The 12,210-nt window shown below is 60.6% G+C and carries 15 protein-coding genes; 6 read left to right on the plus strand and 9 right to left on the minus strand.

The features are described 5' to 3' along the window. Positions 1 to 148: 148 nt before the first annotated feature. A complete protein-coding gene (locus tag B208_RS0122620) occupies positions 149 to 1,555 on the plus strand; it encodes a sensor histidine kinase (protein ID WP_007981226.1) in 1,407 nt (468 codons plus the stop codon). Between the two features lie 209 nt (positions 1,556 to 1,764). On the opposite strand, the gene B208_RS24085 is transcribed toward B208_RS0122620, so the two are convergent. The 5 genes from B208_RS24085 to B208_RS24625 form a co-directional block, all read right to left on the minus strand. Beyond that, on the minus strand, positions 1,765 to 2,019 hold the full coding sequence (locus B208_RS24085) for a DUF7563 family protein (RefSeq protein WP_139025523.1): 255 nt from the start codon (positions 2,017 to 2,019) through the stop codon (positions 1,765 to 1,767). Then, a complete protein-coding gene (locus B208_RS0122625) occupies positions 2,012 to 2,215 on the minus strand; it encodes a hypothetical protein (protein WP_007981228.1) in 204 nt (67 codons plus the stop codon). Before B208_RS0122625 ends, B208_RS24085 begins: the two co-directional genes overlap by 8 nt. Before the next feature lie 254 nt (positions 2,216 to 2,469). After that, a complete protein-coding gene (gene tenA / locus B208_RS0122630; RefSeq protein WP_007981230.1) occupies positions 2,470 to 3,135 on the minus strand; it encodes a thiaminase II in 666 nt (221 codons plus the stop codon). 170 nt (positions 3,136 to 3,305) lie between these two features. Further along, positions 3,306 to 4,604 carry a histidine--tRNA ligase gene (gene hisS / locus B208_RS0122635; RefSeq protein WP_007981232.1) on the minus strand — a complete coding sequence of 433 codons (1,299 nt, stop codon included), beginning with the start codon at positions 4,602 to 4,604 and terminating at the stop codon, positions 3,306 to 3,308. A gap of 25 nt (positions 4,605 to 4,629) precedes the next feature. Continuing rightward, complete coding sequence (locus B208_RS24625) at positions 4,630 to 4,791, minus strand: hypothetical protein (RefSeq protein WP_007981234.1); 162 nt, start codon at positions 4,789 to 4,791, stop codon at positions 4,630 to 4,632. A 109-nt stretch (positions 4,792 to 4,900) separates the two neighbouring features. On the opposite strand from B208_RS24625, the gene B208_RS0122645 reads away from it, so the two are divergent. Beyond that, a complete protein-coding gene (locus B208_RS0122645; protein WP_139025524.1) occupies positions 4,901 to 6,367 on the plus strand; it encodes a M61 metallopeptidase family protein in 1,467 nt (488 codons plus the stop codon). 26 nt (positions 6,368 to 6,393) lie between these two features. On the opposite strand, the gene B208_RS24090 is transcribed toward B208_RS0122645, so the two are convergent. After that, positions 6,394 to 6,594 carry a hypothetical protein gene (locus tag B208_RS24090; protein WP_007981238.1) on the minus strand — a complete coding sequence of 67 codons (201 nt, stop codon included), beginning with the start codon at positions 6,592 to 6,594 and terminating at the stop codon, positions 6,394 to 6,396. A gap of 135 nt (positions 6,595 to 6,729) precedes the next feature. Beyond that, positions 6,730 to 8,403, minus strand: a complete 1,674-nt coding sequence (locus B208_RS0122655; RefSeq protein ID WP_007981240.1) for an NAD+ synthase — start codon at positions 8,401 to 8,403, stop codon at positions 6,730 to 6,732. 188 nt (positions 8,404 to 8,591) lie between these two features. On the opposite strand from B208_RS0122655, the gene B208_RS0122660 reads away from it, so the two are divergent. Beyond that, the gene (locus B208_RS0122660) at positions 8,592 to 9,089 is read left to right on the plus strand and encodes a PH domain-containing protein (RefSeq protein ID WP_007981242.1); all 498 of its coding nucleotides are present in this window, start codon (positions 8,592 to 8,594) and stop codon (positions 9,087 to 9,089) included. Between the two features lie 136 nt (positions 9,090 to 9,225). Continuing rightward, positions 9,226 to 9,588, plus strand: coding sequence for a hypothetical protein (locus B208_RS0122665; RefSeq protein ID WP_073096829.1), 363 nt, complete (start codon positions 9,226 to 9,228; stop codon positions 9,586 to 9,588). Positions 9,589 to 9,641: 53 nt separating this feature from the next. Here B208_RS0122665 and B208_RS0122670 read toward each other — a convergent pair whose 3' ends face one another. After that, positions 9,642 to 9,938, minus strand: coding sequence for a hypothetical protein (locus B208_RS0122670; protein ID WP_007981246.1), 297 nt, complete (start codon positions 9,936 to 9,938; stop codon positions 9,642 to 9,644). A gap of 244 nt (positions 9,939 to 10,182) precedes the next feature. On the opposite strand from B208_RS0122670, the gene B208_RS0122675 reads away from it, so the two are divergent. Together B208_RS0122675 and glmU are read left to right on the plus strand one after the other, a co-directional pair. Continuing rightward, positions 10,183 to 10,551 (plus strand): hypothetical protein, encoded by a 369-nt coding sequence (locus B208_RS0122675; RefSeq protein ID WP_007981248.1) that lies wholly within the window; start codon positions 10,183 to 10,185, stop codon positions 10,549 to 10,551. A gap of 52 nt (positions 10,552 to 10,603) precedes the next feature. After that, complete coding sequence (gene glmU / locus B208_RS0122680; RefSeq protein WP_007981250.1) at positions 10,604 to 11,785, plus strand: bifunctional sugar-1-phosphate nucleotidylyltransferase/acetyltransferase; 1,182 nt, start codon at positions 10,604 to 10,606, stop codon at positions 11,783 to 11,785. A gap of 98 nt (positions 11,786 to 11,883) precedes the next feature. Here glmU and B208_RS0122685 read toward each other — a convergent pair whose 3' ends face one another. Further along, positions 11,884 to 12,120 carry a DUF7563 family protein gene (locus B208_RS0122685; RefSeq protein ID WP_007981253.1) on the minus strand — a complete coding sequence of 79 codons (237 nt, stop codon included), beginning with the start codon at positions 12,118 to 12,120 and terminating at the stop codon, positions 11,884 to 11,886. Positions 12,121 to 12,210: the final 90 nt, after the last annotated feature.

The following is a 12,210-nucleotide window of genomic DNA, read 5'->3' on the forward strand; positions in this document are numbered from 1 at the left end:
GTGAATCTCGGTCATGAATCCACTACGAAAATAACATCTATGATACTGGCCTCCACGGCGCGTCTCCAGAGGGGTTTCGCGTCATCTCCTTTGAGACACTCCGCGTTCCGACGGCTCCGTTTGGCCGACTACGTACGGGAACGATAACATGAGCGAAAATCGGTCGGCATCCAGTCAGGAGTCGGTCACGAAGGGGAGTATCCTTCTGCTTATCGACCACCGCCGAAACCGTCGTTTGTTGGCCGACTGGCTCACGTCGGAGTACGAAGTGGTGCTTCCGAAACACGGCGTCGATACGTCGTTCGACCTGTGTATCGTCGACGAAGCGTCGTTCAGTCGCTATCGTGACGAACTCGAAGCCAAAAAGGAGGCGTCCCTCCCGACGTTCCTTCCCTATCTCCTCGTCACATCGACGAATTCCCCGGCGCGGACGCCGGAAGTGTGGCAGGGCGTCGACGAGGTTATCACGACACCCATCGAGAAGGCGGTGTTACAGGCGCGCCTGGACGGATTGCTCGAACGGCGGCGGCTTTCCGTCGAAATCGAGCGGGAGAAAGAACAGAGCGAACATCGGTTCCGAACGCTGTTCCAGACGGCCCCCGACCCCGTGTTCGTTCTCGATGCGGACGGAAGGATTCAGTCGGTAAACGACGCGTTTTGTCACGTTTCCGGACGCAACCGGTCTGCTGTTCTCGGCGAACGGCTCGAAAACATCGATGCGTTCCCCAACGATTCCATCGACGAACTCACCGCGGATATGCGCGAACGGAAGCGAGGTAACTCCTCTCCGTACTCGGTGACGTACATGACCCCGGACGGGGAAAACCGCTACGCCGAAATTAACACGACGCGGATGCGTTTCGACGAGGAGAACCCGGAAATCATCGGCATAATTCGGGACGTGACCGAACACAAGCGCCGAAAGCAGGAACTACAGCGCCAAAACGAGCGCCTCGACGAGTTCGCCAGCATGCTCGCCCACGAGCTCCGCAATCCCCTCGGTATCGCCCAGGGGTACCTCCGCGTTGCGAGGGCGGAAGACTCCGAGGACGCCTTCGAGGAGGTCAGCGGTGCGCTCGACCGAATGGAACGGATGATAAACGAAATGCTCGACCTCGCGCGCAAACCCGATGCGCTCACGGAGAAGGAGGTGACGGAGTTTCACGAAATCGTCGAGGACGCGTGGTCACGTGCCGCTCCGCCCGAGGCGACGTTGATGCTGGAGAACGTGGAAGAGGAGATTTCGGCGGACATCGACAGGTTGAGTCAGGTGTTCGAAAACCTGTTCCGGAACGCCATCGAGCACGTCGGACGGGACGTCACCGTTCACGTCAAACGTATCTCGAACGGCGTCTGTATCGTTGACGACGGTCCCGGAATCTCGGACGACGAGCGCGAATTGGTGTTCCAGAGCGGGTACACGACGGACAACGGAACCGGTTTGGGCCTGTCGATTGTCCAGCAAATCGTGGAAGCGCACGGCTGGGAGATTAACGTATTGGAAGGAAGTGCCGGTGGTTCGCGGTTCGAAATTACCGGTATCGATTTCGAATAGCGGGTGAAGGGACCACCCGCCGTGTTGGAAACAAAATCGGGGGGTTCGCGCGGGATGGTAGTCGCGTCCCCCGCGGGTACTCCCGCGCTCGAATCGACGTGGTTCACCTGAAAAGAGCTTGCTCTTACCCGGGGTGAAAGTGAAGCGATACTGTTCGGAGTGTGGGAGAGGGCGGTGGTATCGACGTTCCCCGTCGAACGACGAACACGCTATCGCCAGTCCCTATCGACGCGATGGTCGATAGTCGGGTCTGCGGCGGCTCCGCGCTTCAAGGCCGCCCAGCGGGTACACTCTGGGCAGGCGAAAACGATGCCATCCTCGGTTCCCATCGTTCGCGCGAACGTGGGGTCGACGTGATCGTTTCGGCAGTTCGGATTGCGACAGCGCCGACTCGAACGGCTGTGTCGGTTCCAGATACCGTGGCGGCCGGAACCGTCGGCGTCCTCCCGATCTGCCTTAGCCATGGATACTCACCTTTTCGCGTGCGAGTCGTTCGCCCGTCTTCCTGTCTAGAAGCTTCCAGAATTCGGCGTCCGTTCCGGATGATCGACTACACTGGTGACACCAAAAGTGGCTGTTCGTCGGTTCCCAGCTGGTGTGGCCGTTCGGACAGGTGTAGCGCCACTTCGAAATCGGTCCGTCGATGTCGTGTACGCTCATACCGCACCGTACGATAATTTCGTCCTAAATATCGACTCTTACCCGAGGCGAAAGTAAACGGCCGGCTGTTCCCGCCGCTTACCCTCCCTCTCCCCGCGTTTCGGACGCGTCTCGATTCACTGCCGAGTGAAAGTGAACGCCCGAAATCGCCCCGATGAATTCGAAATTTAGCAGTTTGGATGGTTTTTATGGTTTTTCTATTTTTTCTAGTTTTGCTAGTTTTTACGGTTTTGATAGCCCTTTCGATGGGTCCGCTATCTCGTGTTCGACCACGTTTCGCGTTCGTACGCCATGCCCCAGAACGCTGTTTCGAGGCGCGTGCTGGTCAGAAACGCGTCCTCCATCGCGTCGTGCATGCCGGGGAACGCCTCGGCCTGCTGGTCAACGAAGGTCCGCATCCACGCGACGGAATTCCGAAACTCGTCGCTCGTGTACTTCTCGATGAACGGCGTGTAACGGTGGTCGCCGTCCGCGATGGATGCCATGTGGTCTGCGATATCGAGGTATCCCTGTCCACAGGGGTAGACGGCCGCCGCGAGTTCGGCGAGAGTTCCCTCGTAGGCCACCCGAAGAAGGTAGTTCGTGTACGCGAGGCAGGTCGGTGCCTTCTCCACCGATTCGAGTTCAGCACGGGAGATTCCGTACTCGGCGGCGAACGCCCGGTGGAGGTCCATCTCGTCGGCGAGAATCGCGTGAGCGACGTCGAACGCGTGGGTCATCGTCTCTTCGTCGCGCGCCTTGCATCCGGCGAGTGCGAATACGCGGGCGTAGTCTTTGAGATATAGATAATCCTGTTCGACCCAGTGACGGAACGCCGCCGGGTCGAGCGTTCCGTCGGCCAGTTCGACGACGAACGGGTGTGCTTTCTGTTCCTCCCAGAGTCGGTCGCCTGCCGCGAGCAGTCGGTCGCTGAACGCCATGTCTCACGGTTTATTCTCCTGTGGTATAATCTAGTGGTATCGGCGGCGAATCACCCACCCCGTCGCCGGACCATCTCCGCCATCTCCGCGAATAGAGCGTGGAAAACGCCGGAACTACGGAGCTACGGAAAAACGGAACGCCAGAACGGCCCAAAGCGGACCGAGTTGGTTTACAGTCGGTCGAGCACGTTCTCGACGACTTCGTTCTTCGGTACTTGCTCTTCCTCGCCGGAATCCATGTTCTGGACGGTTACGACGCCCTCGTTCAAGTCGCGTTCGCCGACGACGACGGTGTACTCGGCGTTGATGCGGTCGGCGTAGCCGAACTGCTCGCCGACGCTTCGTCCGGTGAGGTCGGTTTCGACGGTCAATCCGGCACTGCGCAACCCCTTCGCGTACTCCAGTCCGATTTCGCGCACCGAATCCGAAATCGTCAGCACGTAGGCGTCGGTCGAAAGCGCCTCGTCGGGCCACTCGCCCAGTTTCTTGAGCAAGTGCATCGTCGTGGAGTAACCGAACGCGAAGCCGATGGCCGGTACTTCGCGGCTTCCGAACTGCTCGATGAGGTGGTCGTAGCGTCCGCCGCCGAACAGCGCGCGGAGGTCACCTTCCGTCGAAAACGCCTCGAAGACGAGGCCGGTGTAGTAGTCCATCCCGCGCACGATGGAGAGGTCGAACGTACACATATCCTCGACGTCGTAGGCCGACAGCACGTCGTAGAGGTCGTGCATCCGCTCGATGGCGTCGTCCGCCGCGTCGCCCTCGGGCGCTTTGTCCGAAAGTTCGACCAGCGCGCTCTCCATCTCGCCGCTGATGGCCGTGAGTTCGTCTATCTCCTCGGCGGTCGCGCGGTCCACGCCTTCGAGTTCGAGGTTGTCGAGGAACTCCTCGCGGCTGAGCTTTTCCTTCTTGTCGATGACGCGCATCACGTCCTTGCTCCCCTCCACGTCCATCGCTTTGAGGAGGGCGTCGAGCAGTTGCCGGTCGTTCAGCCTGAACTCCACCGCGTCGGCGACGCCGAGTTTCTCGTAGATGGTTGCCGCACAGGCGATGATTTCCGCGTCCGCTTCGACCGATTCGACGCCGAAGATGTCGATGTCGGTCTGGAAGAACTCGCGGTCGCGGCCCTTCTGGACCGCCTCGTAGCGCCAGCGTTTCGACGTGTCGAACCACTTTATCGGCGTTCCGAGGTCTTTTCGCTGTTGAACCAACCGCGAACGGGTCGGCGTCTGCTCGGGAATGAGCGTGACCTCGCGTCCGCCCTTGTCCTCGAAGCTGTAGGTCTGCTCGACGATTTCGTCGCCCGATTTCACTCGGAAGAGGTCGGTCGGTTCGACGCTCGGGGCGTCGATTTCGCGGAAGCCGAACTCGCGGGCCGTCTCCTCGACGGTATCCACGATTTCGCGCCACGCCGCCCACTCCTCGGGGTAGCGGTCGTAAAAGCCCTTGAGGCTCTCGAGTTCGTCCATGCTTCGGGTATCGAAGGCGAGCGATTTACGTTTGGCTATCTCGTGCGTCTTCCTGCTCGATTTCGAACACCGCGGCGATATAGTCGCCCCGCGTCTTCGAACCGCCGAGTTCGAGGTCGATCCGCGTCCCGGACCCTCGGAACTGGCGTCGTTCGGTCCGTGAGAGGGCGGCGGAGCCACAGGACATGTTTTCTTTTCTATTCGCTTGCTTCGTAACGCCGCGCTACGGGTTTGACGACCCCTGTTTCGCTTCAGGCGACGTATAACAAAACGCCATCCCCTCGACGGCATTGTCGATGGGGTCTGTGGGTCTGGTTTCCGGGAGGACAGTTGCACTGCTACTCGTGTTGTCGCTCGTCGCCGGGACGTTCGTCCCGCCAGCGACGGCGCAGTCGTCGTCGGATCCACCGCGAGTCTCGATTTCCGTCGAGCGCCGTCCGGCGGATCACGGGGTGGTTCGGTACCACCTCGATTTCGAGACGCCGGGTGACGCACACCGATTCTGGCTCATCAATTACACCGGAAACGTGGTGTCTTCCGAGGGATTCGTCGCCGACAGCACGAAGAACGGAAACCACGCGCTCCGGTGGGACGGGGAGACGGAATCGCCCTCGATGACGATAACCACGAGCGTGAAATCGGGGAACGGCCGGGAGTTCGCGGCCACCGACGACTGGACGCTCGCGCCGACGCCGCGGGTGTCGGTCGCGTGGGGGGAGAGCGGGGACGACGAGTGGAGCTACTTCCATCCGTTTCAGGACGAGTATCCTAATCGAGACGTCTCGTTCGCCGACGCCGGTGTTCTCGGGTCGGCGTTCACCTACGTGGGCAAGTACGACGAGCACGTCCGCAGTGAGAACGGGCAGCGATTCCGGATGATAGTCGCCGCCGACGCGTCTCCCGCCGAGTCGCCGCGGAACGTTTTCGACTCGCTCGCCGCGGCGAGCAAACGGATTCCGGGGGAGACTCCGAACGACGTGTTGCTGTTCGTCCTCCCCGACCCGATATGGCGCGGCGGGTACGCCTCGCCGAGGTACGACGAACTGTGGGTACACGAGGCCGCTCGGCTCGACGACCCCCAGAACCTCTGGCTGCACGAGTACATCCACACGCGTCAGTCGTTCGACCTCGGCGACCGAATGAGCTGGTTCCGCGAGGCGAGCGCCGCGTACTTCGCGTCCGACTTGGCCATGCAGCAGGGTCGGACGTCGAAATCCGCCGTCGCCGATACGCTCTCGTTGAAGTCGTACGACGAGTCCGTGCTCTCGAACACGGACACGTGGGCGAACCGCGAGGTGCCGTACTACCGCGGTGCGCTCACTCTCTGGGCGCTCGACGAGAAGATACAGAAGGCAACGGACGGAAAGCGGAGTCTCATGGACGTGTTCGACCGGATGAACCGACGGGACGGGACGGTCACCTACGCCGACTTCACGAAAATCGTCGCCGACGTGGCCGGACAGTCGATGACACCGTGGTTGGACGAACACGTCACGACCACCACGAAGCCGAACCTCGAGCCGTTGCGAAATTCGGATAGTGCGGGATCGAACGTCGGGAAGGCCGCTAGCGATTCGAACGGCAACGGCAACTCCGGGAAGGAATCCGACGGATTGAGCGACGTCCAGCCCCCCGCCAAGACGGGCGACCTTCCTTCGACGCTCGTCCTCTGGGGCGGGCTCGGTCTCGTCGGGTTGGTGTTCGGGTTGACGCTCGCACAGTACGTCTCGGGCTTCGTGTCTCGCTTCCGCGGGGGGGAGTAGACGGGGATTCGTCTTCCGCTTTTAGGTCAGTGGAGCGGGAGCGACCGCAACAGCGTCGCCAGTCCGACGACCAGCAGCCCGAGTATTTTCAGCCACACTTCGATAGCACTTCCCCACACCTTCAGCAACTCGCCGAACCGACGCCACCGCGTCATCGATTCGGCGGGCGATTCGTCTCTCGAATCGTTTGACGGGGAGTCCCCCGTCGTTGTACTACTGATTCTCATACAACCATTCCTCGATTCAAAGGACGGACCGTGACGGACCGGCCTCCTCACCGAACTTTATTTACCACGTTCGGGTATAAAAATCATTTTCTAACGTTCGGTGAAAGTGCAACGGGACGACGTAGCACGTTCCGCTCACTTCGACAGTACACCCTCGTAGTTCGCCGCGAGCGGATACCGCCACCCGACGCCGAACGCCTTCGGCGACACCTTCAGCACGGGGGCGGCCTGAAAGCGCTTGTATTCGGCGCGATGGAGCATCGAAAGCACGCGCTCAACGATCTCGCGGTCGTGACCCGATTCGACCAGTTCGTCGGTCGTTTGTCCCTCGTCCACGTATCCCGCGAGAATCGAATCGAGTATCTCGTACGGCGGGAGGTCGTCCTCGTCCGTTTGGTCCGCTCGAAGCTCGGCGGAGGGCGGTTTCTCGATGACGCGCTCGGGAATGGTTTCCTCATGCTCGTTCAGGTGTCTTGCGAGGTCGTAGACGAACGTCTTCGGGCAGTCGGCGATGGGAGCGAGCGCTCCGCACATGTCGCCGTAGAGGGTGGTGTACCCCACCGCGAGTTCGCTCCGGTTGCTCGTGGCGAGAAGCAGACGACCCTGTTCGTTGGCGATCGCCATCAGCGTCGTCGCCCGGATTCGAGCCTGTACGTTCTCCTCCGTGACGCCCGGCGTCTCGTCGAGAATCGGCGTCAGTTCGCGCTCGAACGCTTCGAAGGTGTTCTCTATCGGGAGGTCGAGAAAGTCGATGCCGAGGTTTTCGGCGAGCTCGCGGGCGTCGATTTCACTCGCGTCGCTGGTGTATCGGGTCGGCATGCCGACCCCGAGGACGTTCTCCGGGCCGAGCGCGTCGGCGGCCAGCGCGGCCGTTATCGAGGAGTCGATACCGCCCGAGAGACCGACGACGACGTTTTCGAACCCCGTCTTGCGGACGTAATCCCGGATTCCGAGGGCGAGCGCCGACCGGATTTCGGCCGGACCCGTCGCGGGTTCGTCGGCGACGTCGTGCGTCGCGGGTGACTCGACATCGAGCGGGACGTCGTAGACGGCGAAATCCTCCTCGAAGGCGGCGAGTCGGCAGGCTATCGTCCCGTCGGGTGCGACGACGAACGACCGACCGTCGAAGACGAGTTCGTCGTTCGCTCCGACTTGGTTCACGAAGACGAGCCATTTGCCGTGGTCGTTCGCGTGTGCGCCGAACAGTCGCTCTCGAAACGCACCTTTCCCGCCGTAGAACGGACTCGCGGAGCAGTTCACGAGCAGATCCGCTCCCGCGTCAACGAGGTCTTCGATGGGGTCCTCGTCGTACTCCGGCCGTTCCCACACGTCGGGTTCGTTCCACGCGTCCTCACAGATGCTCACGCCGAGTTCGGTTCCGTCGGGGAGCGCGTGGACCGATTGCCGCGTCGCCGGTTGGAAGAATCTGTCCTCGTCGAACACGTCGTAGGTCGGGAGGAGTCGCTTTTCGGTTTGGCCGGTGACTTCGCCATCCCGACAGACCGCAACCGCGTTTTGTACTTCCTTCCCGTACGGCTCCGGATTTCGGGCGACGAACCCGACGAGGGCGGTGATGTCGGTCGTCTCCGCCGCGATTCGGTCGAGCGCGTCGCGTTGTGCGTCGACGAACGCCGTTCGTTTCACGAGGTCCTGTGGCGGGTAGCCGACCAGCGCGAGTTCCGAAAACACAACGAGGTCGGCGTTCGCTTCGCGTGCGCGGTGGATTCCGTCCTCGATTTTTCGTTCGTTTCCCGCGATATCACCCACGGTGTAGTTCTGCTGTCCCAGTGCGACCCGAACTGTGCTCATCTCTCCCACTGTGTATCGAACGACGCCGAACGGGAAAATCGTACTGTCGTCGTGACCTACGTCGGCGAGGAACGCGGCTACCGACGATGGACGAGGCGTGATGAAGCGACCTTGCTCTCTCCCGGTTCGATTTTCCTCGCGTTCGCGGCAAAAGATAAAGGTACTCGCCGTTCTCGTTCTGGCATATCATGGCAAGCGATTTCGACGTGCCGTGGCTTCACCTCACACCTGACGAAGAGGTACTGTGGGCCGGCCATCGAAGCGTCTATCTCGTCCTCCCGCCCATCGTTCTCGGTATCGTCCTCCTCTTGCTCGGTGCAGGAATCGCTGGAAGCGACGTCTTCGGCGGGTTCAGTTGGGTCGGCATCCTCCTCATCCCGGTCGGTTTCGCCATCGCCATTCCCCCGTTCGTTCGGTGGCGGAGCGAGTGGTTCGTCCTCACGACGGAAGAAGTGTATCACAAACGCGGCGTTTTCGCACAGGACGTCACGCAGATACGACTCGACCGAGTACGAAACACCGCCTTCTCACAGTCGCTTTTGGAGCGCATACTCGACTATGGAACGGTAACAATACACACGGCGGGCGTTACGACGGACAATCTAGTGTTCGAAAACGTTTCCAATCCGCAATCTGTCAACGGACTGTTGACTGAACAGCTAGATCGCGTCTCTCCTCGACGGTGAATTTCGGGGCGTCTGTTTTCGGTTTTCAGGCTCCGAAACCGCAACATACGCGGTTTGAAACTATCCGAAACGGTGCACGACGAGTTTCTGTTTTTATTACCCCCCGAAGAGATGGCAAAATCGAGGACAGCGAAAAATGAGCCAAACTGACAGTGCATCTCTCTGGACAGGTCCCCAAGAATTCGAGGGTTCGTTGAAAGCCCTCTTAGATGCGGCCCGCCGCGGTGGCGTCACCTTCGACCGTTCGTGGGCGTTTCGCCGCGACGACGACCATCCCGACCTCATGGTCGAAGTGACGCGACTCGTGACCGACTCCGACACCGCGCATTCCTGTGACGAATACGCCCCGACGATGGGGGAAACGGAGTTCGAAACCGAACTGTCATCCCTCCTCCGTAGTGCCTCTCGGTCGGGTATCGGCTTCGACCGTGCGTGGACGTTCCGTTGTGCCGATGGTATCGACCTGATGGTCGAAATCACGCGGCTCGCCAAGCGATAAGAACAATCCTCCTCCAAACGGCTCACCCTAACGCCGCTCTCCCTGGCGCCTTTTCACACCGCTTTGACGTCCTGTAGCTTGCCGAGCGGCTGTCGCTCTTCCGCCACTGGCTTGAGTCGGTCCACTTGCGGGTCGAGCCATCCACCGGCCCACTGGGTTTCGACGCGGAGATAGTCCCCGGCAAACGTTTTCACGAGGATGGTGAATCGGTCGTTCGTCCGGTCGATGTCGTGAACGTGACAATCGATATCGACATCTGCGACGGTAACGCGGAGGGGGTCTTCGATTTCGAGGCCGACGAACGAATCAACCAAGTCGGAAACCTCGTGGCGGCTTTCGGTCGCACTCATTACACCTCCCTTTTTTCTCTAGACGCAAAAAGGGGGAATACGGTTTCACACCGTTCTATTCGTTACCCGACAGCAGAAAAGTCGCCTCCATCTTGCGATTTTAGTTATTTTATGTTGAACTGACGCCAATATAGCTGACCCTATATAAAGAATGGGAACACGAAGGTCAACACCTTTCCCCTGTTCTCCGAAATGAGTTGATAGAGATGATTCGGGTGTGCCACGACGCAAGCGAGGGATATCTATGAGTCAGGTCGCCAGCCACGTCGTCAAGGAGGCGGACGGGTACCACGGCGCTATTCCGGTCTGTCTCGGCGATTATCGGCTTCTGCGGAACGTCTACGGTGCCATCGAGTGGTCGGATGGGAAGGAGTCGGTGTTCTGTCGTCGCGTCGGCGACGAGTGGCAAGCCCTCGTCGCTCGGGAGGGTGTCACGCGGACACTTCTCGCCGGACTCGGGTCGAAGAATCACGCGCTGTGGCTGCTCCGTGAATACATGGAGTTCGGCCGAACCTACGAGGGAACGGACGTCTGGTCGGAACTGCCATCCCGCGAGCAATCGAACCCGTTTCGTGACATCCTTTCGTCTGACCGCTCCCCGACGCGACTGTAGTCCCGACGTTAGTCCGTGAATAATTATACGCCTTCTAGCGGAAGGTACTGCTATGCAGGCAATCGTTCTGGCTGCGGGTGAGGGTACACGAATGCGACCGCTTTCCGCATCGTGTCCGAAACCCATGTTGCCGGTTGCAGAGGAACCACTCGTCGCACATACCGCGCGCGCCGCCGTCGAGGCGGGTGCGGACGAACTCGTCCTCGTCGTCGGGTACGAAGCTGACACGGTTCGGGAGTACTTCGGCGCGGAGTACGCCGGTATCCCGGTCAAATACTCGGTACAGGAAGAACAGCGCGGGACCGCGGACGCGGTTCGTGCGGCACGCGAACACATCGACGGCCCGTTCGCCGTCCTCAACGGCGACAACCTCTATGACACCGCGGCCGTGAAACGACTCCTCTCGAACGGTCCGGGGGTCGGGACGTATCACGTCGAGGACCCCTCGAACTACGGCGTCATCTCGACGGACGGCCCGCGCGCGACGGGCATCGTCGAGAAACCGGACGACCCGCCGACGAACCTCGCCAACACGGGGGCCTACGTCTTCCCCGAGGAAGCGCGCGACTGGCTCGACGTGGGCGAAAGCGAACGCGGGGAGTTCGAAATCACGGACGTCGTGGAACGCGTCATCGAGGAGTACGACGTCACCGCCGTCGAAGTGGAGCGATGGCTCGACGTGGGTCGTCCGTGGGAACTGCTCGAAGCGAACGAGTGGAAACTCGACGAATTGGAACGCGACGTCCGCGGGGACGTGAGCGAGCGAGCCACGCTCGACGGGAACGTCGTCGTCGAGGAGGGTGCCACCGTCAAATCCGGCGTCGTCATCGAGGGACCGGCACTTATCCGCTCGGGCGCGTCCGTCGGCCCGAACGCCTACATCCGCGGGGCGACGCTCGTGGACGAGAATGCGAAAGTCGGCCACAGCGTCGAAGTCAAAAACAGCGTCCTGTCGCCCGGTGCGACCGTCGGCCATCTCTCGTACGTCGGGGATAGCGTCCTCGGCCGGGACGTGAACTTCGGTGCGGGGACGAACGTTGCCAACCTCCGCCACGACGGAGAGTCGGTAAAACACACCGTGAAGGGCGACCGCGTTTCGACGGGGCGACGGAAGTTCGGCGTCGTCGTCGGCGACGACGTGAAAACCGGTATCAACACCAGCCTCTATCCCGGCGTCTCGCTCTCGGAGGGTTCGATGACACACCCGAACGAGGAAGTCTCTCGCGACAAGTAGTACACCCGCTGCGCTTTTCGTTACGATTCGGTTTCAGTAGTCACTCGCATCGTTCGCGTCCGAGAGAACTGCGGTGGAGAAAAGGTGCCTAACGGACACTACCGCATTTCCTCACGGGCGCGGTTGGCTTCCACCGGGTCGTTGGCGCGACCTTTCTTCACTTCGGTCGCCGTCATACATTCGAAACACCCGTACACTTCGTTTCGGTTGTTCCCGAACACGCGGGCGAACTGCGGCGTCACGAACGAATCGCAATTGCGACACTGCGTATCGGCCATCGTGCTGTCGTCGGCGTTCCGGGAACTGCTCATGTCTATCGACATCGTTTCCGCCATCACAGGGTACCACCATTATTATCCAGCAATTAAGGAGCTGAAACTGGGTGAAACAGTGTCGAAACTTTGTACTGTTGAAACCGTTTCCCC

This window comes from Haladaptatus paucihalophilus DX253 (assembly GCF_000376445.1).
Lineage (GTDB): Archaea > Halobacteriota > Halobacteria > Halobacteriales > Haladaptataceae > Haladaptatus > Haladaptatus paucihalophilus.